Origin of the sequence: Parahaliea mediterranea, assembly GCF_017255185.1 — a bacterium.
Classification (GTDB): Bacteria; Pseudomonadota; Gammaproteobacteria; order Pseudomonadales; family Halieaceae; genus JAFKCZ01.
Genome location: NZ_JAFKCZ010000004.1, coordinates 36,823 through 59,376, shown reverse-complemented (window position 1 = coordinate 59,376; position 22,554 = coordinate 36,823). Strand labels below are relative to the sequence as shown.

General features: G+C 63.3%; 18 protein-coding genes. 12 read left to right on the top strand and 6 right to left on the bottom strand.

Annotated features, from left to right (window positions below; genetic code table 11):
* Window positions 1-18 precede the first annotated feature (18 nt).
* Window positions 19-1,311 carry an amidohydrolase gene (locus JYP50_RS05150; protein WP_206559416.1) on the top strand — a complete coding sequence of 431 codons (1,293 nt, stop codon included), beginning with the start codon at window positions 19-21 and terminating at the stop codon, window positions 1,309-1,311.
* Window positions 1,312-1,330: 19 nt separating this feature from the next.
* Here JYP50_RS05150 and JYP50_RS05145 read toward each other — a convergent pair whose 3' ends face one another.
* From JYP50_RS05145 to JYP50_RS05130, 4 genes are all read right to left on the bottom strand, one after another.
* Window positions 1,331-2,044, bottom strand: coding sequence for a hypothetical protein (locus JYP50_RS05145; protein ID WP_347136724.1), 714 nt, complete (start codon window positions 2,042-2,044; stop codon window positions 1,331-1,333).
* Window positions 2,045-2,130: 86 nt separating this feature from the next.
* Window positions 2,131-4,032: a diguanylate cyclase gene (locus tag JYP50_RS22080; protein WP_206559415.1), complete on the bottom strand. Its 1,902-nt coding sequence runs from the start codon at window positions 4,030-4,032 to the stop codon at window positions 2,131-2,133.
* Between the two features lie 177 nt (window positions 4,033-4,209).
* Complete coding sequence (locus JYP50_RS05135) at window positions 4,210-4,629, bottom strand: nuclear transport factor 2 family protein (RefSeq protein WP_206559414.1); 420 nt, start codon at window positions 4,627-4,629, stop codon at window positions 4,210-4,212.
* A 191-nt stretch (window positions 4,630-4,820) separates the two neighbouring features.
* Window positions 4,821-5,255: a pyridoxamine 5'-phosphate oxidase family protein gene (locus tag JYP50_RS05130; RefSeq protein ID WP_206559413.1), complete on the bottom strand. Its 435-nt coding sequence runs from the start codon at window positions 5,253-5,255 to the stop codon at window positions 4,821-4,823.
* 256 nt (window positions 5,256-5,511) lie between these two features.
* On the opposite strand from JYP50_RS05130, the gene JYP50_RS05125 reads away from it, so the two are divergent.
* The 3 genes from JYP50_RS05125 (at window position 5,512) to JYP50_RS05115 (ending at window position 7,316) form a co-directional block, all read left to right on the top strand.
* Complete coding sequence (locus tag JYP50_RS05125) at window positions 5,512-5,868, top strand: hypothetical protein (protein WP_206559412.1); 357 nt, start codon at window positions 5,512-5,514, stop codon at window positions 5,866-5,868.
* Entirely contained in the window at window positions 5,852-6,445 is a 594-nt protein-coding gene (locus JYP50_RS05120) for a hypothetical protein (RefSeq protein WP_206559411.1), read from the top strand. The genes JYP50_RS05125 and JYP50_RS05120 overlap by 17 nt, the downstream gene beginning before the upstream one ends.
* A gap of 94 nt (window positions 6,446-6,539) precedes the next feature.
* On the top strand, window positions 6,540-7,316 hold the full coding sequence (locus tag JYP50_RS05115) for a sulfite exporter TauE/SafE family protein (RefSeq protein WP_206559410.1): 777 nt from the start codon (window positions 6,540-6,542) through the stop codon (window positions 7,314-7,316).
* Between the two features lie 21 nt (window positions 7,317-7,337).
* On the opposite strand, the gene JYP50_RS05110 is transcribed toward JYP50_RS05115, so the two are convergent.
* Window positions 7,338-7,832: a helix-turn-helix transcriptional regulator gene (locus tag JYP50_RS05110; protein ID WP_206559409.1), complete on the bottom strand. Its 495-nt coding sequence runs from the start codon at window positions 7,830-7,832 to the stop codon at window positions 7,338-7,340.
* Window positions 7,833-7,968: 136 nt separating this feature from the next.
* Here JYP50_RS05110 and JYP50_RS05105 point away from each other — a divergent pair, with 136 nt between their 5' ends.
* The 6 genes from JYP50_RS05105 (at window position 7,969) to JYP50_RS05080 (ending at window position 16,438) form a co-directional block, all read left to right on the top strand.
* Window positions 7,969-9,156: a TolC family protein gene (locus tag JYP50_RS05105; protein ID WP_206559408.1), complete on the top strand. Its 1,188-nt coding sequence runs from the start codon at window positions 7,969-7,971 to the stop codon at window positions 9,154-9,156.
* Window positions 9,153-10,175: a hypothetical protein gene (locus JYP50_RS05100; protein WP_206559407.1), complete on the top strand. Its 1,023-nt coding sequence runs from the start codon at window positions 9,153-9,155 to the stop codon at window positions 10,173-10,175. Before JYP50_RS05105 ends, JYP50_RS05100 begins: the two co-directional genes overlap by 4 nt.
* A complete protein-coding gene (locus tag JYP50_RS05095) occupies window positions 10,175-13,240 on the top strand; it encodes an efflux RND transporter permease subunit (protein WP_206559406.1) in 3,066 nt (1,021 codons plus the stop codon). The genes JYP50_RS05100 and JYP50_RS05095 overlap by 1 nt, the downstream gene beginning before the upstream one ends.
* Entirely contained in the window at window positions 13,237-13,560 is a 324-nt protein-coding gene (locus JYP50_RS05090) for a DUF3240 family protein (RefSeq protein ID WP_206559405.1), read from the top strand. The genes JYP50_RS05095 and JYP50_RS05090 overlap by 4 nt, the downstream gene beginning before the upstream one ends.
* 103 nt (window positions 13,561-13,663) lie before the next feature.
* On the top strand, window positions 13,664-15,325 hold the full coding sequence (locus JYP50_RS05085; RefSeq protein WP_241262861.1) for a M20/M25/M40 family metallo-hydrolase: 1,662 nt from the start codon (window positions 13,664-13,666) through the stop codon (window positions 15,323-15,325).
* Window positions 15,326-15,451: 126 nt separating this feature from the next.
* Window positions 15,452-16,438 (top strand): hypothetical protein, encoded by a 987-nt coding sequence (locus JYP50_RS05080; protein WP_206559404.1) that lies wholly within the window; start codon window positions 15,452-15,454, stop codon window positions 16,436-16,438.
* A 102-nt stretch (window positions 16,439-16,540) separates the two neighbouring features.
* Here JYP50_RS05080 and JYP50_RS05075 read toward each other — a convergent pair whose 3' ends face one another.
* Window positions 16,541-17,170: a hypothetical protein gene (locus JYP50_RS05075; protein ID WP_206559403.1), complete on the bottom strand. Its 630-nt coding sequence runs from the start codon at window positions 17,168-17,170 to the stop codon at window positions 16,541-16,543.
* 1,105 nt (window positions 17,171-18,275) lie between these two features.
* Here JYP50_RS05075 and JYP50_RS05070 point away from each other — a divergent pair.
* Together JYP50_RS05070 and JYP50_RS05065 are read left to right on the top strand one after the other, a co-directional pair.
* Window positions 18,276-18,788 carry a JAB domain-containing protein gene (locus JYP50_RS05070; protein ID WP_206559402.1) on the top strand — a complete coding sequence of 171 codons (513 nt, stop codon included), beginning with the start codon at window positions 18,276-18,278 and terminating at the stop codon, window positions 18,786-18,788.
* 338 nt (window positions 18,789-19,126) lie between these two features.
* A complete protein-coding gene (locus tag JYP50_RS05065; RefSeq protein ID WP_206559401.1) occupies window positions 19,127-22,525 on the top strand; it encodes a site-specific DNA-methyltransferase in 3,399 nt (1,132 codons plus the stop codon).
* The last annotated feature ends 29 nt before the right edge of the window (window positions 22,526-22,554 follow it).

The following is a 22,554-nucleotide window of genomic DNA, read 5'->3' as shown; positions in this document are numbered from 1 at the left end:
CCAACGGAGCCACGGACCATGCGCCTTGCCCTGATCGCCGCTATTGCCCTGTTTTCCACCCAGGCGGGCGCGGCACCGCCCGCCGCCGCCCTGGCGGACGATATTGCCGCCGTCGAGTCGAAAGTGATCGCCTGGCGAAGGGACTTCCACCAGCACCCTGAGCTGTCCAACCGGGAGTTCGACACCTCTGAAAAGATCGCCGCCTTCCTGCGCACCCTGGACCTGGACAGCGTGCAGACCGGTGTCGCCCACACCGGCGTGGTCGGCACCCTGGTGGGCGGCAAACCGGGTCCGGTGATCGCCCTGCGGGCGGACATGGACGCGCTGCCGGTGCAGGAGCGCACCGGCCTGCCCTTCGCCTCCGAGGCCACCGGCGAGTACAAGGGCGAGGAGGTCCCGGTGATGCACGCCTGCGGCCACGACACCCATATCGCCATGCTGATGGGCGCGGCGCAGGTGCTGGCCGATAACCGCGAGCAGCTGGCCGGCACCGTCAAGTTCGTGTTCCAGCCGGCCGAGGAGGGCCCGCCCGCGGGCGAGGACGGCGGCGCGGCGATGATGATCGCCGAGGGCCTGCTGCGCGGCGACGACGCGCCGGAGGCCATTATCGGCCTGCACGCCTGGCCCGACGACGCGGGCACCCTGACCTATCGTGCAGGCGGTTTCATGGCCGCGGCGGACACCCTGGAAATCACCGTAACCGGCCGCCAGACCCACGGCTCGTCGCCCTGGCTGGGGGTGGACCCCATCTACACCGCGGCGCAAATCGCCACCGCCCTGCAGGGCATTCCCGGCCGCCACCTGGATATCACCCGCGGGCCGGCGGTCATCACCATCGGCAGCATCCACGGCGGGGTACGCGGCAATATCATCCCCGACACGGTGAGTATGTCCGGCACCATCCGCACCTTCGATATGGGCGTGCGCGACGACCTGCACGCCAAGCTGCGCCAGACGGTGGCGGATATCGCCAGCGCCAACGGCGCCACCGCCGAGGTCGACATCAGCGCCGCGGCCCCGGTCACCACCAACGACCCGCAGCTGCTGGGGCGCATGATGCCCACCTTCGAGTGGGCCGCCGGCGAGGGCAAGGTCCGCGAAGGCCACGCCATCACCGGCGCCGAGGACTTCGGCTACTTCGAGCAGCATATCCCGGGCCTGTTCCTGCACCTGGGCGTGGGAGACCCCGCGGTGCCGCGGGCGGAGCGTCCCTCCAATCACTCGCCGATGTTCGACGCCCGGGAGGATGCCCTGATTGTCGGCGTGCGCGCCCTGGTCGGCTTCGCCATGGACTACGCCGCGCGCCAGTGACCGGCCCGGGCCGCCGGAGCTAGATCGGCAGGGGGATAAACACGGTGGAGGCGGTGTGCACGGCGGTGGTGATCAGCCGGTCGTCGGCATCCGCCGCCACCCGGGCCAGCAGGTCCTGCAGGGCGATCAGCTTGCCGAACAGGCGCTCGAAACTGAGGTTGTCCACCACCCCGCCGCGCTCGTGGGTAATCAGGTAGGGCCGCCCGTCGGCGCGTCGCGACTGCTTCAGCTTCCACACCAGGACCTCGATATTGCGCGCGCTGGTGGCCAGGGCCTCGGCGTTGAGCTGGTCGACCATGAACATCTCGGGCTTGTAGCCGTAGGACTGGCGCAGCATGTCGGCCAGCCCGGCCACCAGGGCGAAAACCCGGTCGCCCTGGTAAACGGGGTCGAAGGCCAGGTCCATGGCATTGATCCCCTGGCGCCCCTGCAACTCGGCGAACAATAACTCGCGCCGGTTCTCCCGCAGGATCGCCAGCCGCCCCTCGATGGTCTGCCCCGGCACCTTGCGCAGCTCCGCCGGATTGCGCTTGTAGAGCTTGATGGTGAGGTCCCGCACCAGGCTGCGCGTCTCCACGATCACCTCGTCCGCCACCAGGTCGATATCCGACTTGGCCAGGTTCTTGATGTCGTAGTGGCCGCAGGCGGACAACAGCAGGAACAGGCCGGGCAGCAACAAGCGCGCGGCCCGGCGTCTACCGGCAAACCCGGACAGCCCAGTGGTAGCCCTCACTCTCGCCCCCTCGCGCATCCCCAAACGCCCACATGGTAAGCGATCCAGGTGACAAATACAGGGGCGTCAACGGAGCAGCGGGGCTATCAGCTCGCGGTCGTCAAACGGTCCTTACCCGCCGACTTGGCGCGGTACATGGCGTGGTCCGCGGCGGCGTAGAGGCTGTCGGCGTCGCGGCAACCCGGGCCGAAGGCGGCCAACCCGATACTCACTGTCACCTGCAGCGGGGTCCCGTCCGGAAGGATAAAGCGGTGCTGGCGAATGCTGTCCAGGAGCCGCCCGGCCACCGCCCGCGCCTGCGCCACCGGGGTGCGGGGCAGTATGCAGAGAAACTCCTCGCCGCCGACGCGGGCCATCTCGTCGCCGGGGCGGAGCTGCCCCCGCCCGAGTTCGGCCATGGTTTCGAGGATGCAGTCACCGGCGGGATGGCCGTAGCGGTCATTGATACCCTTGAAGTCATCCACATCGATCAACACGATGGACAGTTCGCCGCGATCCTCGGGCAGGTCGCGGGTGAGCTTTTCCAGGTGATTGAAGATAAAGCGGCGGTTGTACAGGCCGGTGAGTTCGTCGCGACTGGACAGGTCGCGGAAGCGGCGGGTGTTGCGCAGCTGGTAGGCCAAAAAGCCCACCACGATGCAGGTCGCGCCAATCCAGGAAGCCGTGGTCAGGCGTTGCGCGCGGTTGTCGCGCCGCTGCTGCTCCAATTCGAGGGCGTCGACCCTGGCCTGCTCCCGGAGCAATTCGATCTCGTGGTCCTTGCGCGCGTTTTCCAGGTCCAGGCGCAGGGTCATCAGGCGCTCGGAGGCATTTTTACGCTCCAGCGCCAGCATGTCCTCGTGGTAGGCCAGCAACAGCGCGAAGGCGCGGGTGCTGTCACCCAGGCGGGCCTCCACCTGCGCCAGGGCCTTGTCGACCTCGAGCACCCAGCGCGTGCCCTCCAGTTCAGTGAACTGGTCGAAGATGTTCCGGGCGGCGGCGATGGCCCCGCGCGCGCCCGCGGCGTCACCCCGGCCGGCGAGGCAGACGGCCTGGCGTTTGTAGAGTTCGGCCTTGAAATCCAGCGGTCCCTCGGTACCGAGAGCGAGGCCGATATTGGGCAACGCGCTGGCGCAATCGTCCATTTCGGCGTAGGTCATGCCCAGGCCGTAGTGAGCCATGAACCTGCCGTGGTCGCTGCTGCCGCCCTCGGTGAGTTCGCGGTAGCGGCGGAAGCTGGCCAGCGCCGCCTCCCAGCGCCGGGCATAGCGGTAGGAAATGGCGAAGCCGTAGGTCGCCTCGGCTTCGTACACCGTGTAGCCCAGCTCGTCATAGGTATCGAGGGCTTTCTGGTAGTGCGCGATGGACTCGTCGTAGGCGTTGATGTAACCGTAGAACGCGCCGAAACTCTCGTTGACGAAGGCGATCAGAAAATCATCGCGCCGCGCCACCGCCATGGCATAGGCCCGCTGCAGCTCGGTCAGGGCCAGCTCGTTGTCGCCGGCCACGCTGCGGGTGAAGCCCAGTTCCGCCATCGCGAACACGGCGAGAAATTCGAGACCCCGCGTCCGGGCCTCCTCCACGACCTGCTCCATCCGCTGCCGGGCGCGCGCGTAATCGCCGGCACGGCGCGCGCGAATGCCGTCGAACAGCTCCAGGAACAAGCGGGTTTCCGCCGGCGCGCCCGGCGTGAGCGACGCGAGGCCGGCCTCGACGGCGCGCTCGAATTCATCCCCGACATAGAGGTTCATCAGGGCAAAGGCAAGGCGCTGGTAATAGAGCGCCTGTATCCGGGCCTCCGCCCGGGCCACCTCGGGGCGCAGCGCATTGAGATGCTCCCGCGCGGTCCAGGGGTCGCGCCAGATCAGCTCCTGCAGCTCGTGCAGGGCCCGGGTCAGGTCGGCGGCGGGTTCGCCCCGCGCGGGCAGGGCCAGCCCGGCCAGGGGAGCGGCCAGGAAAAGTACCAGGGCCAGCCGCGGCGGCCACGTCGATAAACTTGAGCGAATCACGGCTGCCCCAGGACGCCGGAAAGCAATCAGTTTATCACCACCCCCACCCACCGGCTGAAGCACCGCGTCGATAGTGTGACAAATTTCCCAGTTTCGCCCCGGCGGGGGCGCCCGCGGCCCGCCCCCGGAGGGCGGCGGGGACGGGGAAGCACCCCCGGCAATGCCGGGGCCGCGGACTCAACCGGCCAGGTCCGCGGGCAGCTGGTCCACCAGGGCGTCCACGTCCCAATACACCTTGAGGCTCTGGAGCTTGCCGTGCGGGTTCACCTCGTAGGTGGCGATCATTTCGATGTAGGTCTTGAGACCCTCGATATTGTTGGCCGCGGTCATCGCCACCGCCACCACGTCCTCGCCACAGGGGTAGCGTTTGTGGGGGATGATGGTGAGATTGCCGGGGCCAATCATCATGTCCCAGAACTCGGAGATGCGTTCCTTGCCGCGAAAACCCTCGCCGTTCGGGTCGTGCGGCGACTTGCCCACCGGGTCGTGCACCACCGCGTCATCGGCGAACAGGGCCAGCCAGTCTTCCTTGTTACCGGCCATGGCATTGGCGATGGAGGCTTTGTGGGCGCGGATCGCCGGGGTGTCCTTGTCCATGTTATTCACTCCTGATTCTACAATGGGGGGATCGAGGTGAATGTGCTGTATAGCAGCCGCGGGCGCGGCTGCCATCCCGCCGGGGACGAATTCATCGCGCGCGTTTACGATGGTATACCCACGCGGGCAAATCGGCGGCGACAAGGCGGCCCGGGAGCCACGCCTGGCGCGCCGGCCGCGGCCCCGCCGACTCAGGAACCGAGGTGGTCGAGTTTGCCGCCGTACAGCAGGGGCGTGGACACCTGCTCCGCCACCAGCGTCACCATAACCCGCTCGGCACCGGGCTCGTCGAGGTCGAAATCGCGCCCCATGTTCTTGCGGAAGATTTTCTGGTTCAGGGAACCGCCCGGATCATCCTCGAGCAGCGCCCGGCCACGTATTTCGATATAGCGGGTAGGCGCCACCGGGTCCATGACACACACCGTCAACCGTGGGTCCGCTTTCATGTTCCGGTATTTCATGCGGCTTTTCAGCGTGCTGAAACGAAGGGCTTCGCCATCCCAGTCAAAACTCACCGGGTTGGTGGAAATCAGCTGGTCCCTGGCTCGAATCGTGCTCACATAGGCAATTACCGCCGTCTCAAGAATCGGGCGGTGGCTCTCGGGAATCGCGGGTGAAGCGGGCATCGCAACCTTCCTCCTGGTTTATCGATTATTAGACACCTCAAGGATAGCGCCCGCGGGCCACGCCGGCAGCGACCTCCGGGGCCATCCGGGTGGACTTCGAAGCTCAACACGGTATTCCCGGACCCGGGCCGCGAGGCCTGGTCCAATTCATCGCAACGGCCGTAGTGTAGGTGGCTGGCCTACAACGCTGGACACCGCAAACCGCCAAGCCTCAACATGGGGCCCTGACGCGGTTCACCGCAACCTGGAGACGAACATGCCACGCCTTTTGATCGCCAGCCTGCTGGCCTGCCTGCTTACCGCCTGCGCACAGTACGAGAGCCAGCGCGGCGTCGACGTGACCTGGGACACCCCCGCCATGTCCGGTTTTGTCGTCGGCGAGACCACCCGCGCCCAGGTGCTGCGGCAGCTCGGCCCGCCCTCCCAGCTCATCGCCCTGGGCGGTGAAACCGTGCTGTACTACCTGTTCGAGCGGGCCGAGGGCGAGGGCCTGATCCTGATCGCCTACAACCGTTTTGCCATCGACACCCGCTACGACCGCGCGGTATTTATCTTCGACGACAACGACCGCCTGACGGAATTCGCCACCAAAATCCATGACCAGGACAGCTAGCCTGCTCGGCGCCCTGCTGCTGGCACTGCTGCAGGGCTGCACCCAGTGGCACTACGAGCTGGGCTCCCCGCTGGAGACATCCGGGAACGACCTCCACCGCGGCACGCCGATCGCGGAGGTGTTGCTCGCCCTGGGGCCTCCGCAACGCATCAGCGGCTCGGAGCTGGGCTACCTGATGGCCTGGGAATACTGGCGGATACGCGAGAACACCCTCGGCCTCAGCCTGGGTGCGCTGGGCGTGGACTTCCTGTCCCTGGACTGGGGCGGCGCCCGGGTCAGCGGGGAGTTCCTGGTGCTCGCCTTCGATCGCGAGCACCGGCTGGCGGCCGCGCGCTTCAAGCGCTGGGATGACCGGCGCGGCAGCGGCCGCGCCATCCAGCCCTCGGTCGGCATCGCCGATATCATCGATGTGGACGACCTGGTGCAGCCCATGCCACAGCACACCTGGGGCGCCAGTCTGTTCAAGCCGCTGCCGCAAACACTCAACACGCCACACGCCCCCGATGCCGGCAACGCCGGCCTCGAGCAGCGCGGCACCCCCTCCGGCACGGGGCAGCGCTCGCTGGAGATGGAATAGCCCGCGCGGCGCGGCGGTAGTAGACTCTCCCCCTTTTGACCACTGTGGCCACCCGAGGGGCGGACCGGCAGCGGCGTCGAAAGGAGTGCCCACCATGGCGGACCTCGCCACCTGGCAATACGTGGCCATTGCCTGCCTGTTTGTGTGGAGCGGCTTTGTGCGTTCCGGCCTGGGATTCGGCGGCGCGGTACTGACCCTGCCCTTCCTGTTGATGGTCCACAACGCGCCGCTGGTGTACCTGCCGATCATCGCGGTGCACCTGCTGGTTTTCTCCGGCCTCACCATCACCCAGGCCCATTTCCGGCACTCCGGCAAGCCCGAAGAGGGCACCGTCAACTGGCCCTTCCTGCGCCATGCGCTGCTGCTGATGATCGTGCCCAAGCTGATCGGCGTGGCGGGAGTGCTGACCCTGCCCACCGCGGTGGTGAGCGGCTTTATCTTCATCGTGGTGGCCGCCTACGCCGTGAGCTACCTGCTGGACCGCCCCTTCAAGAGCAAGAACCGCGCGATGGACACGCTGTTCCTGCTGCTGGGCGGCTACGTCAGCGGCACCTCACTGATCGCCGCGCCCCTGGTGGTGCCGGTGGCGGCCAGCCGGGTGCAAAGGCACCAGCTGCGCGACACCCTGTTCGTGCTGTGGTTTGTACTGGTGGCCATCAAACTGGCCGCCTTCGCCTGGACCGGCACCGACCTGCAGTGGCGGCACCACCTGTGGCTGCTGCCCTGCGCCGCGATCGGCCACGTGCTGGGCCTGCGCTTTCACGACTACACCCTGCGCGCCGACACCCGGGTGTTTTTCCGGGTACTGGGCGCGGGATTGTTGAGCGTCAGCCTGGTGGGCCTGGTGCGACTGTTTACCACCACTACCTAGCGGGCCGGGCTCCCGCCCGCCTCAGGCGGCGAGGAAATCCTCCAGGAACGAGGCGGAAAACGCGTGCCGTCCCTCCAGGCCCGACTTGCCATAGATGGCGGAGGCCTGCTGCCGCACGGTCTTCTCCCGGGTGTCTCGCACCACCGCGATTTCCTTGAAACTGAGCCCCTTCAGCAACAACATCGCCACTTCCTGCTCACTCTGCGTCAGCCCCCAGTCGCGGAACTGCCGCTGGATCGCCTCGCCGTAACGGGTACGCGCGCAACGCGTTTCCTCGGTAATGGTCTGCAATTGCCGGTCGACATGGGAAAGGTTGGATTTGAGGGCCTTCAGTTCCCGGCTGCGCCGGCGCATTTCCCACAGTAAATAGCCGAAGCCGACCGCCGAGACGAGGACAAGCATCGACTCCTGGACAATGTGCCAGGTGGGCACGCCGAGATTGATGTCGGTCACCACGTCCAGGGAATTCAGGACCATTATCACGCCCAGCGCCGCCGCAATCAGAATATCTTTCATTTTCCCTTTATAAACAGCAAGTTATCGAATATGGGACAAGTGTACCACAACGCCAACACCGACAGATGCCCGATGCGCGCCAGCCGGGCCGCCACTACATTGGCCCCGATTTCAGCCCCGGCGGTCAACGACAGGCATGACACTATACACTCGATTCCGACACATTTTGCTGGTCGCGTTCCTGGCACCGGCAACAGCGTTTGCCACAACCTCGGCGGCTGAGCTGCCCCTGTCGGAGGTTGCGCGGGCGGCCCTGACCCGGGGCGCGGCGACCGCGACCGGGGCCCCGCCCTTCAGTGCCTCGGCCTGGCTGGCGGCATTGCCCTCCCTGGAGGCGAGCTACCTGCGCAGCGAGGAGCCACTGGGCACCGACGAGTCCGAACTGGGACTGAACCTGCCGCTGAAGTCGCCCTTTCTACGCAAGCAGGACGCGCGCCTGCGCCAGCTGGCCGCCGACCTGGCGGAGGCGGAACACCAGCGGCAGCGGCTGTACTACTCGGGCCTGGTGCGCGAAGCACTGTGGAGCGCGAGCATCGCGGAGCGCCGCGCCGGGCAAACCCAGCGCAAAATCACCCTGCTGCAAGAGTTGCGGGAGCGGACCCAGGCGCTGTTCGACGCCCGCGGCGCAAGCCGCTACGCGCTGCTGCTGGTGAGCCAGGAGCTGGTCGACGCCCGCCTCGAACACGAGGATCAACTGGCCCTGGAGAATCGTTGGCGGGAGCGGTACCGCGCGCTCACTGGCCTGGGCACGCTGCCCCGGCGGATCGAGGAAGCCCCGGTTACCGACCGCCAGGCCTGGCAGGCACACCCCGCCCTGCGGCTTCTGGATCTGGGCTGGGAGCAACAGCAGGCCCTGATTGCCGCCGGCGGCGCCCACGGCGCCCCCTGGAACTTGCGCCTGGCCGCCAAACACCTGGAGAGTCCGGCCTTCGACGATACCCAGTACGGCGTGTCGATCGAGGTGCCTCTGGGCTTCGCCGGCAGTGACACCCAGTCCAGCAGCAGCGAGTGGCAGGCGGCGGCGCGCGCGCATGCGCGGGAGCGCGACGAAATGCAGCTGACCCTCGCCCAGAGCTGGCGACAGCTGCAGCTGGAGGCAAGGCACTTGCAACGTCGCCAGGCCCTGTTGGACGAGGCCGCCGGCATCAGTGGCGAGCTGAGCGTCGAGGCAACGGCGCTGGGACGCCTCAACGAACTGGGGAGCGAAATCCGCATCAAGCGGCTGATCGCCGACCTCGACCGCCAGTCCGAGGCGGCCATCAATCAACTGCTCATCGGCCAGAACCGCGCGATGAGCCAACAGGCAGCGGGAATCCCCCTATGAAAACACCCATCCTGGCACTGGCGCTGGCCGGATTTTGCGCCGCGCCGGCGCAGGCCCAGCGCATCGATATCGACACCCTCGGATCGCTACAGCTGGACTACACGCGAGTCGCCGCCAGCGCGGGCTACACCGGAGCGCCGCTGGCGGGGGACGTGGGATTCCGGCCGGGTGACGCCCTGAGCGTGGTGTCGCCCTACCATATCCAGCGAATCCGCTACCTGGTGAACCCGGGCGGGGCGGTGACCCGCGGCCAGCCCGTCGCCGAGCTGGCAGGCCCCGAAATCCACCATTTCCTTGTCCAGTACGAGGTCGCGGCCGAGCGCCTGGCGGTCGCGCGCAAACGCTTCGAAAGCAACCGCGAGCTGTACCAGCGGCGGGCGATCGACGAGCAACGCTGGATCGAGATCAGCGACGCCTACTTCAGCCTGCGGCTGGAACACGAGCACCTGGCCCATTTCCGCGAGTTACTGCGCGAAGCCCCCGACAACTCCGATCACATCCTTTTCACCGCCCCCGCGGCGGGACGGCTGCTGTACCGATTGACGTCTCCCGGCATCGCCGCCGGAGGCGAAATCGCCCAGGTGGTGCCCGACTCCGCCCTGCGCCTGCGCGTCGCCATCCCCGCCGGGGCCGGAGGCGGCCCGTCCCGGCTGGCGCGGGGCGAGTGCGACCTCGCCATCGACGCCATCGACAGCGTCGTGGAGGGCTTTCACCGGCGCGCCTGGAGCGCCCCCCTCGCGCCTGAATGCCCCTGGCTGCCCGGCCAGCGGGTCATGGTCTCCCCCTTCTACCCGCAACAAGGCTATGAGGTCCCGCGCGAGTCGCTGCTGCATTGGGAGGGCGATCCGGCAGTGCTGCTGCGCTCCGGCGCACAGCTGGAGCTGGTTCCCGTAGAGGTGGTATCGAGTACCACCGGGGGCTACTTCGTCCGTTGCGACGCGACCCTGAGTGATCGCGAGGTACTGTCCGCCTCGGTCAGCGCCGTGCAAGGCATCCTGCTTGGCCTGGGGGGAGAATAGTGCTGGACGCCGCCATTCGCTTCGCCCTGACCCAGCGCCTGTTTGTCCTGATGCTGGCCGCGCTGCTGGTCGCGCTCGGCACGCGCGCCTGGCTGCAGATTCCCATTGACGCCTTCCCGGATATCTCGCCCACCCAGGTGAAGATCATTCTCAAGGCGCCCGGCATGACGCCGGAGGAAATCGAACAGCAGGTCACCCGCCCCATCGAGACGGAACTGCTGGGCATCCCGCGCCAGCAGATGCTGCGCTCCACCACCAAGTACGCCATTACCGCCATCACCCTGGACTTCGTCGATGGCACCGACATCTACTGGGCGCGGCAACAGGTGAACGAGCGCCTGGCCAATCTCTGGGACAGCCTGCCGACGGACATCGCCGGCGGCCTCGCGCCGATGAGCACCCCTCTGTCGGAGATGTTCATGTTTACGCTTGAGAATCCCGAACTCACGCTGATGCAGCGCCGGGAGATCCTCGAGTGGGAGGTGCGCCCGGCGCTGCGTACCGTGCCGGGCGTGGCCGATGTCAACATCCTCGGGGGCTATGCCCGCACCTACCAGATCACGCCGCGCCTGGAACAGATGTCGGCGCTGGGGCTGGGCGTGACGGACCTGCGGGACGCGCTGCGCTCTAGCAATCTCAATGCCGGCGCGGGGCGTATCGTGGAGGGCAACGATACCCTGATCGTGCGCACCGAAGGCAGGCTGGAATCCATCGACGATCTCCGCGCGCTGGTCATCGGCGCCCGCGACGGCATTAACTACCGGCTTTCCGACGTCGCCGAGATCGGCATCGGCCACCTGACCCGCTACGGCGCGGTCACACGCAACGGCGAGGAGGCCGCCGAGGCCCTGGTCGTCGCGCTCAAGGACAGCAATACCGCCGATGTGATCGCCGGCGTGAAGGACAAGCTTGCGGCACTCGAACCCACGCTGCCCGCGGGCACCCGACTCAATGTCTTCTACGACCGCTCAACCCTGATCGATACCGCGGTGGGCACCATCACCAAGGCACTGCTTATGGCGGTGGTGCTGGTCATTGCCCTGCTCGCCCTGTTCCTGGGTGACCTGCGCGCGTCGCTGGTGCTCTCGCTGTCGCTGCCGCTGGCGGCACTGGCGACTTTCCTGTGGATGTCGGGCTTCGGCCTGTCCGCCAACCTGATGAGCCTGGGCGGACTGGTGATCGCCATCGGCATGCTGGTCGACGCCTCGGTGGTCGTGGTGGAAAACATCACCATGCAGCTGGCACAGAAACCCAGCCTGCCGCGTTTACACCTGATCTACCGCGCCAGCAAGGACGTCGCCCTGCCGGTGGTGTCGGGCACCGTGATTGTGCTGATCGTGTTCTCGCCCCTGCTCACCATGACCGGGCTGGAGGGTAAACTGTTCACCCCGGTGGCGCTGACCATCGTGTTCGCCATGATCTCGGCGCTGATCCTCGCACTGACCGTGATCCCGGTACTGGCTTCGCTGTTGCTGAAATCCGGCGGCGACAGCACACCCGGCTACATCCGCCGGCTACAGGCCGCCTATCAAGGCAGCCTCTCCCGGGTAATGTGGCACCCGCGTCCCCTGCTGTTCACTCTGCCACTGCTGCTGGCCGCCAGCGGCATCCTGCTCGGCTTCGTCGGCAAGGCCTTCATGCCGACCCTCGACGAGGGCGATGTGATCGTGCAACTGGAGAAGTCGCCGAGTATTTCACTACCGGCCTCCGTCGCCCTCGACCGGCAGGTCGAGCGCGCGCTGCTCGAGGCGATACCGGAAATCCGCCAGATCGTCGCGCGCACCGGCTCCGACGAACTCGGCCTGGACCCCATGGGGCTGAACGAAACCGACATTTTCATGGAACTGCGCCCCCGCGACGAATGGACCGTGGCATCCAAGGACGAGCTGGTGGCGCGCATGCGCGAGGTCCTGCACCAGTTCCCCGGTATCAATTTCGGCTTCACCCAGCCCATTCAGATGCGGGTCTCGGAGATGCTCACCGGCTCGCGCGGCGACCTTTCCATCAAGGTGTTCGGCGATGATATCGCCACCCTCGCCTCCCTGGTGGCCCAGGTGCAGGAACTGCTGCAGGACATACCGGGCGCGGTGGACATCCAGGCCGCGGTGATCGAGGGCGGCCGCTTCCTCAACGCCCGCCTGAACCCGCAGATCGCCGCGAGCCACGGCATGACCGTGGAACACCTATCCCGACACCTGCGCACGCAACTCGAGGGCATGCCCGTATCGGAGATCATCGAGGGCAAGAAGCGCTTTCCGCTGGTCCTGGCCAATCGCGGCGCGCAGCCGGACCCGGCCTCGAGCATCGACGCCCTGCAACGGCAGCTGGTGAACCTGCCCGACGGCAGCCTGGCGCCGCTCGGGGCGATCGCCGACATCGGCTTCCGCGAGGGGCCGCTGCTGATCAACCGCGAGCGCGGCAACCGCTTCGGCGTGGTCACCAGCAACGTCGCCGAGCGGGACATCGTAGGCTTTGTGGAGGAACTCCGGGGCCGTGTCGACACTGCGATCACACTGCCCACCGGCTACTCGATCGACTTCGGCGGCGAGTTCGAAAACCAGGTCCGCGCCACCCGCAACCTGCTGCTGGTGGTACCAGCGGCGCTGCTGATGATCCTGGTGATTCTATTCGCCACCTTTCGCTCACTGCCCCTGGCGCTGCTGATCCTGGCCAATATCCCCTTCGCCCTGATGGGCGGCATCGTCGCCCTGTTCATCAGCGGCGAGTACCTGTCGGTGCCGGCCTCGGTGGGCTTCATCGCCCTGCTGGGCGTGGCGGTACTCAACGGCGTGGTCATGATCAGCCATTTCGAACAGACCGCCGCGACCATTCCGGACCACGAAACCCGTGTTACCCAGGGCGCGGTCAAGCGCCTGCGCCCCATCCTGATGACCGCCACCACCGCGATGTTCGGCCTGCTGCCGCTGATTTTCGCCAGCGGACCGGGCGCGGAAATCCAGCGCCCCCTGGCCATCGTGGTCACCGGCGGCCTGTTCAGCTCAACCATCATCACCCTGTATGCGCTGCCCATGGCCTATCTCTGGCTGCAAAGGAGGACGACATGACAGAGCAACTACTGGTGGCCATCTTCTCCGAGGGCATCCGCGACGACCTGATCGATGCCCTGGTGCAGCTGGATGAAGTATCCGGGTTCAGCCTGCAGGCCATCGACGGCTACAGCCGGGAGCACAGCCAGTACGATGTGCGCGAGCAGGTCGCGGGCTACCGCCGGATGTGCCGGGTTGAGGTGCTGCATTGCGCCCGGCACGAACCCGCGCTCCTGGCTTCGCTGCGGGCTGTGTGCGGCGCCAGCCCCATTCGCTACTGGATCGCGCCGTTGCAATCCGCGGGCCATCTGCCGGAAGACCCGCCTTCCCCGGGATAGCCATTCGCCTGCGCGACACAAAGTCACATCGCCACCCGCGCGTTCAATCCCGGCCAGGTCTGCGCTACCCTGATGCCAGCAATCCTCAGAGAGAGAACTGTGCATGTGGCGACTACTGATGGGCATCATCGCCCTCGCCTGGCAGGCCCAGGCCATGGCTGGCGAGAACCGCCCAGCGATACAGGCGGAACGGCTATCCGGGACCGTCAAGATCCTTGCCTCGGACGACTTCCAGGGCCGTGCTCCCGGCACTCCGGGCGAAACCAAAACCGTGGACTACCTCATCGCGCGCATGCAGGCGCTGGGCCTGCGGCCCGGCGGCCCCGACGGGCGCTGGACGCAGGATGTGCCGATGATACGCACCCGGGTCCAGTCGCCCGCGACCATGGCCTTCACCGGCGGGCAGTCGAAGCTGGCGCTGCAACAGGGCGTGTCGATCGACCTCGCCACTGCGCGGGCCCTGGAAACCATTGACGCCGAAGAGATCCCCGTGGTCTTCGTCGGCTTCGGGGTGCACGCCCCGGAACAGGATTGGGACGACTTCGGCGATATCGACCTTACCGGCAAGCTGGCGGTGTTCCTGGTCAACGACCCGGACTTCGCCGCCGCGCCGGAGGAACCCGCGGCCGGCCGCTTCGGCAACCGGCGCATGACCTACTACGGCCGCTGGGCCTACAAATTCGAGGAGGCCGCCCGCCGGGGGGCCTTCGGCGCACTGGTGATCCACGAAACCGAGGCCGCCGGCTACGACTGGAGCGTGGCCGCCGCCGGTGCCGGCGAGCGGGTCGCGCTGGGCAGCCAGCCGGCGGATACACCGGCCATCACCGTGCAGGGCTGGTTGCACAACGACGCGGCCACCGAGCTACTGGCCATGGCTGGTCGCAATCTCGACGACCTGCGCACCGCCGCGCGCAGCCCGGATTTTCAGGCCTTTGAATTGACGGGGGTCCATTTCAACGCCGATCTGGCGATCAACCTCAGCCGCTTCGACAGCCGCAACGTCCTGGGCCTGCTGCCCGGCGCGGAGCGCCCCCGGGAGGTGATCATGGCCTCCGCCCACTGGGATGCCTTCGGCGTCGGCGACGCCGACGAGCAGGGGCGCACCGTGCGCCCGGGCGCCAACGACGACGCCCTCGGCAGCGCCGGCATCCTGGAGATCGCGCGGGTGCTCAAGGCCGGCCCGCCGCTGGCGCGCAGCGTGGTGTTCGCCTTCTGGACCGCCGAGGAAGCGGGCCTCATCGGCTCCAAGGCCTACGCCAGCGACCCGGTCTACCCCCTGGAGAGCACTGTCGCCAACTTCACCCTCGACATCCTGCAGACCGCCGGCGCCGCGCGCGACGTGATCCTGGTGGGCAAGGGCCAGAGCGACCTTGAGGAGGACATGGCGCGGGTGGCCAAGTCCCAGGGCCGCTACGTCACCGAGGAAAACCTGCCGGAAAACGGCCTGTTCTACCGCGCCGACCACTTCTCCCTCGCCCGCGAGGGTGTCCCGGTGCTACTGATCATGGGCATCGCCGGCGGCGCCGACCTCGTCGATGGCGGCCGCGAGGCCGGCAACCAGTGGATCGCCGACTATGTCGGCAACTGCTACCACAAAACCTGCGATGCCTGGTCGGCGGACTGGGACCTGACCGGCGCCGTGCAGGATATCGAATTGATCCGCCATATCATCGAAGACTTGGGTAACTCCACGCACTGGCCGCGGTGGCGGGCGGGGTCGGAGTTCAAGGCGGTGCGTGAAGCGAGCGCATCGGTAAGGGAGTGAAGTAAAACTGGCCGCGCCGGCGGGCTGGCGGGCTGGCGGGCTGGCGGGCTGGCGGGCTGGCGGGCAAGTGTATTCATTGTTAACATCGGTCGCGGAAACACGATAACAATAACAGGGAGAATGACCGTGACCGCACGACAAGGTTTCCTGCCAAGCTTGGTATTGGCTTTTTTCAGCACCCTCCTCACCGCCTGCAGCGACAGTGGCAACGACGGCCCGGAGGTGGAACTGCAGAACAACATTCTGGTGCTTACCCAGGCGCGCGTCCCCAGCCGCCTGGTACAGGACATCGTCGACGAACACGAGGCGGCGCCGGATGTCCCGCTGCAGGACGACATCCTCGGCCCCTCACTGAGCCTGGTCAAGCTGATGGGCAAAACCAACCACTTCGGCATCGATATACAGGTCGATCCCCCTGAATATATCGACTACCACGCCACGGTTCCGGAGACCCTGGTATGGATCGCGGAGTACCCCGAAACCCGCGAGCGCAACCTGCAGACCGACGCCTCCGGCTGGTGGACCATGTACGTGTTGAAGGACCGCGGCGCGGACCTGGAGTTCTCTTTCATCTACGAGAAGGAGGACTGGATTACCACCAAGACCAACGTCAACACCATCAACGACGAAGACAATACCGACTTCGCGATCCAGTTTATCGACCCTTACTATTACCAGTACGGCATGCTGCCCTTCGTGGAAAACCTGATGCGCAGCAACGGCCACCCCAACTTTTTCTTCTCCAATGCGATGGTGGTCACGGTGGGCAAGTCCTGGGGTTCCATGCACGACGACCGCCTGCCCCACGGCGACCCCGGCGCCCTGGTCTCGCTGAGCCCGGACACCCCGGACGCCATCGGCCCGATCTATTTCAACAAAGCCGTGATCCCGGACCTGAACCAGGAGAGCGTGTCGGTGGACGGGGGCGTCACCTGGCTGAATATGCCGGTGAACGCGACCTATAACGTGACCGCCCACAAGGAAGGCGTCACCTACCCCACCGCAACCTTCCGCATCACCGATGCCGATATCGAGGCCGGCGTGGAGCTCTTTATCGCCTCGCCGCCGGACTCCCTGGAAGGCGACAACGACTCCCCGCCCGGGGAAGACTGAGCCCAAAGTAGTGAACGAAATTGTCGGACATAAAAAGGCCCGCCTAAAGAAGCGGGCCTTTTTCATCAAATGGAACCCGGGCCAGTACCAGGACGACCTCCGCTAGTTGAAATATGCCTCATCGCCGTAGTCCGGGCAGACCTCGACCAACTCTGGCGCTTGCGAATTCTTGCGACTATCCGCAAGCCAGCACTCATCAAAAATTGAACAGTAGCAGAAAATGACCTCGCCTCGCGGCTCGCTGACGACGCCAAAAAGCTTCCGCGCCAGATCAGCATCGGTCGTACTGAAAACGACGACCTTTTCATCAGGTCGGAGGACGCGATCACTGATAAAGCTACGGCTGACCGCGGCTCCAGTGTCCCCCCCAACACTGGCAACCAGCTCAGACCAGTTTCGGGTGACGTTACCACCGACACTGATGCGAACGTCCCGCATCTTTGCGGGCCCGACACCGGCATTCGTAAATGCCAACGTGAATCCCGCGGCGTCTCCCGTGTCATAGTCTTCGAGCATCACCTGCACGAAGGGCCAAACGGCGGCCGCGGTCTGCTGGCGAACGGCAGCGGATTCAGTGAGCGCGGCATACAGGGCGAGGACCGCAATCAACACACCGACGACCGAGAGGACCGTTTGCCAAAAGGTCAGGCGGATGATGTGCTGTTCCGCGCGTAACAGGGAATGGGTTCTCACTGACTCCACATCAGTCATATCTGCCTTTTCATCAGTCATAAATCGGGCCCTTATTGCCTCACGGTCGCCGGTAAAGGATAGTCCAGATGTCTTGAAACAGGCGAAAGCGGGCTTCTCACCAATCTAACCCCTACTGAGCATGGAATTAACTTGCACGATGAAGGTGAGGGACCTTGAGAGGATCGGGGAACTACTCCGGTAAGCGCTTGGCCATTTTCCTAATCCTCCACTCGTACTCAACCCGCTGTTCGCAGTGTGATAGCGCTCTCCCTGAAAGCGTCAAAGCGTAGATAAACCCCTTTCCAGGAGGGCCTACGGCTTGAGGAACTTTGCGAGTTACCGCTTTGGAGTGCTGACCCACTGCGGGTGGGATGGCATTACTTATCAGCTACGCGTGGAGGCCCATCCCGCGTGTATGGGGTGGAGCCAGAAAAACAGGGAAAATCGAAACCCGGAAAACAAAAAAGCCGCTCCGGGATTACCGTAAGCGGCTGATTTGTAAGAGAAATTTGGTCGGGACGGCAGGATTTGAATTATTCGACACCGACCATATTTCCTTATATATCAATAGGTTACTAATATCACCCTCTCTCAAATTGATCCTCAGAGACCTCGATTACGACGCTTCTGCCGACAACGTGCCGACAGGCCCCTAGTCCGATCAAACCATAGCAACCCGATACCCTAACTATGATTTTTCAGAACCGATACCCACCCGAGGGGCTAAGCACCTCTCCACAGAATATCCAGGACCACGGCCCCAGGCACCAAAGTCAGTGATAGCGAGGCCTCGAGAGTTGGGTTCTGAAACTACGTCGGAAGCGACCTCTCACCTGTACCCGGTGTACTAAGCCCTCCACAGAGGCCCAACACGGCTATATCAACCCGGTGGGCTAAAAAGGTTTAGGAAAACCTTTAAGGCAGGTATCTCATCTGCCTACGACGGCAGTAACTGTCATGTCGCTTCAACAATCAAAACTCCCCCCCCCCCCCTGTGATCCTGCACTGGTTTGCAACTCATCTCCAGCAGGCCGGCCGACTAATGGGCCTGGCCCGGGTTCATAGGGCCAACTACCACTTCATTGATTCACAACCCGCAGAGGCCTACTGGTCTCACTGCACCTACCCCCTGATAAGGACTCACATGAAAACTGAAAACCTCCCAGCTCCACACGGACGTATCCTCAAAGGACTCCCCTTCAACGCCCGTCACCAGGCCACGATCCGCGAGGCCGTTGGCATCCTGGAGTCCCATCTGCAGACATCACCAGTGTTTACACACCCAAACCAGGTAAACGAATACTGCCAGCTTCAACTGGCAGGAGAGGCAGATGAAGTGTTCTGCTGTCTGTACCTCGACACACAGCACCGGCTTCTCAACTTTGAGCAGCTCTTCCGCGGAACGATCGACTCAGCCCACATTCATGAGCGTGTCATCCTGCGTCGCTGCCTGGAGGTCAATGCTGCCTCTCTGATCGTCTGTCACAACCACCCTTCTGGCTCACCTGAACCGAGCAATGCAGACATCCACTTCACCGCCCAGCTCAAGTTCCTGCTCGCCATGATTGATGTCCGCTTGATGGACCACATCATCGTCGGCGCAGAGGGCCATGTTTCTATGGCACAGGCAGACCTACTCAACTCCGTAGGTAGATAGTCTGACCAAGTAAGTTAGAAGTCCATCCCGGAACTCCAACCTCAACATTCCAACCATCCGTTAGGGTACTGCCCACCTGAGCCATATCTTTAGCCCAGTAAACATGCGGGTTGTGGAGGATAGTTAGAATGCCGGGATGGCATTTCTGACGAGGTAGTTCGAGGGACAATGCGGAACTCGAACCTTCCGGAACTGGCTCACATCCAGACCAATCTACCTACAACAGATCAGCATCATTCAGGCTCATCAAGTACCACATAGATGGCCTGTAAGTTACTCTTACCCGAATATCTCACGGCCATATGGCAGTTCATTTTTTAACCAGAACGCAGGACGCTATGAATAACTCGAACTCTCTGGAAGAACGGATTCTCGCCCTCCTCCCCGCTGATGGCAGCACCATGGGCAACATGGCCGTTCTGCAGGCCCTGGAGGCCGGTGGACACCAAACCACGGATGATGAGTACCAGGCTGCCAGGGACTCTCTGCTGACTGCAGGCCTGATCGTCAAAGGACGTGGCCGCGGCGGTTCTATCGCCAAGGTACTGTCCAGTTCCGATGCCCTAGTCCTGGAGGTCCAGACCACTCCAGAAGATAGTCCAGAGACAAAGAAGCCCCGGCAGAAGAAGGCCACCAAGAAAGCCAGTAGATCAAAAACTGACCAAACTCAGGTCCTGTCCTACCGCTACGATGACAAGCGGAAGAACAACCCACATGTGGGCATGGTGGACACGCACAGCGATGGGGTCGAAGAGAAGAAGGTCTGGCGCTATGACCCACACCTGGACCCGGAACTGCAATTCGACTCATCAGCCAATCGGAGCCAGGTCGAGGCCCTCATAGACAACGCTCTTCAGGCCACTGCCGCAGAAGCAGAACACACCAAGGGTGAACTACTAGCCTGGCTCGATCATGCCCTGGCGGGCCACGACGAGGCTGCTGTCAGGGAGGTTGTTACCAACCTCAGGAAGCGTGTAGCAGATCAGAAGCCTTCCTCAGATGCACAACGCTCACTCGAGGAGTTGAAGCGGCTCCAGGCTCCCTACCTCCAGTGGACCGGCAAGGCAGAAAGAACCAGCTTTGAGGTCGACACAGTCTCCCTCCATGTCCATGAGCGTATTGACCCCGCCACCATCCTGGCAGCAGTCCAGAAGCGCATTAAGGATGCCCAGAGCGGTGACAGCACCGGCCTGCAGAGTGACTTGTTCAGCGCCCCCTTCGAGAACCTGCCCATGCATCAGGCCATAGACTTCTACAAGCATGAGAGAGACTGGGCCAACCGCCTTATAGCAGGTGATTCGCTACTGGTGATGAACTCTATGTTGGAGAAGGAGGGTATGGCAGGGCAGGTGCAGATGATCTACATCGATCCTCCCTACGGGATCAAATACGGCTCAAACTTTCAGCCATTCACGAACAACCGAAGTGTTTCCGATGGTCGGGATCAGGATTTAACCCAGGAGCCTGAGATGATAAAGGCGTTTAGGGATACTTGGGAGCTCGGCATTCATTCCTATCTAACCTACCTGAGAGACCGCCTATTACTTTCCAAAGATCTACTTCGATCTAGTGGTTCCATCTTCGTTCAGATTTCTGATGAGAACCTTCACATCGTCAGGCAACTACTGGACGAAATATTCGGGCAAACCAACTTTATTAGTCAGATTTCTTATTCGACAACAACAGGCACCGCCGATGCGCTACTAAGCAGTGAGCACGACAAGATTCTCTGGTACGCCCGAAACCGATCCGAGGTTAAGTACAATCAGCTGTGGCTAGAAAAATCGGTAAAAGACGTTAAGAGCTATAAATACAAGGTCGCCAGCAACCGCCGTAGTTACTCAAGTTTAAGCAAAGAAGAGAAATCTGGCTCTAGAAAGGTTCCAGATGGGTGGGCTATATCTCAATTGAGTTTTGCTGTTTCTCAAGACCCTGGATCGCCAGAAGAGCGTTTCTATAACCTTTTTGGTAAGGAATATGATTGCGGAGTTTCCCGCCATTGGAAAACTAAGAACCCTACTGGCCTAGACCGGTTGCATCGAGCAGGAAGACTTCTCCCACTGGCATCTCAGCTAAACTACATCCGATTCTTGGATGACTACCCATTAACCGTTCTCACAAATGTCTGGGATGATACTGGAAGTGCAGGCTATTCAAACCAGGATCCCAAGAGATATGTTGTTCAAACAGACACCTCCGTTGTCCAGCGATGTCTGTTAATGGCCACCGATCCAGGCGACATCGTAATTGATCCAACCTGTGGCTCAGGGACTACAGCGCTAGTTGCTGAGCGGTGGGGGCGGCGCTGGATTACTTGCGACACTTCACGAGTCGCCATAACTCTAGCAAAGCAGAGACTAATGACCGCCAGCTTCGACTACTTCGACTTGAAATATCCCCATGAGGGCCTCCGAGGTGGCTTCATATACAAGACCGTGCCTCACGTCACTCTGAAATCCATCGCAAACAACCCCGAGGTCGACCAAATATACGGCCGGATGCACCCCGAAGTTGTTGAGGAACTTGCCAAGCTTAATGCCACACTGAAAGGTCACGACCACCAGTTCATTGTCGCGGAGGGGGGACGTAAAGGCAGATCTGTGCAGTTCAATGCAACCGATACCGACACCCTTGAATTACCCTCTGGTGAAGTCGCCAAAGTCAACGCCCTACTTGAATGGGAAGTCCCGTTTGAATTCCCCGAGGACTGGCCGGATGTGGCCAAGGAGCCCTTTGAGGCGTTTCACACTGCTCGCCGGACCATGCAGCAGCAAATGGACGCCAGCATTGCCGCCCACGCCGGACAGGAGGTCCTATACGACCAGCCTACCGTAGCGAAGGACAAATTACGCATTACAGGGCCATTCACTGTGGAGGCAGCCCCCTTCCCGACCGTTCTGGGTTTAGACGACACTGAGCAGCCGACTGAAGCAGATATAGCTGTGGCGCGGTCGGGTGCTACGTCCCTACAAGCCCAGTGGCGTGACGAACTTATCAAGACCGGCATCAGAGGCAAGGGAGGCCAGAAACTCAAACTGATGGATCTCGAACCACTTCCCGGCACTCACTACATCCATGCAGTCGGCACTGTGGCTGACAGTGGCGAACGAGTAGCCGTCAGCTTCGGTCCTGAACACGCAGCCCTGGAGCAACGTCAGGTCGAGATCGCCATGAGGGAAGCCAGTGAACTCTTCCCCTTGCCCAAGATGCTCCTGTTCTGTGCTTTCACCTTCGACCCCGAGGCCGCCAAAGACATCGACGCCATCAAGGGTGTCCAGGCCCTCAAGGCCCAGATGAACACCGACCTGCTGACCGAGGACTTGAAGAAGGGCCGGGCCAGCAATGAGTCCTTCTGGCTCATGGGCCAACCAGAGGTAGAGGTTCACAGCAACAAGGACGAGACCCTCACCGTTGAAGTTCATGGCTTCGACTACTTCGATACCAAGACCGGTGAACTCAAGTCGGGTGGCAAGAAGAACATCGCCATGTGGGCCCTGGACACCGACTACGACAACCGATCCCTGTACCCCCGGCAGGTCTTCTTCCCCATGGCCGGCAGTAAGGATGGCTGGTACAAGCTGAAGAAGGACATCCGGGCCGAGCTGAATGAAGACCTGCTGGAGAGCTTTCACGGCACTGTCTCTCTCCCCTTCAAGCCAGGTGACAACAAGTGCCTGGCGGTGAAGATCGTTGATGACCGGGGTATTGAGTCGCTCAAGGTGATTCGTCTGGACTAGTGGTGACCCTCTACCACAGTTCCAACAAT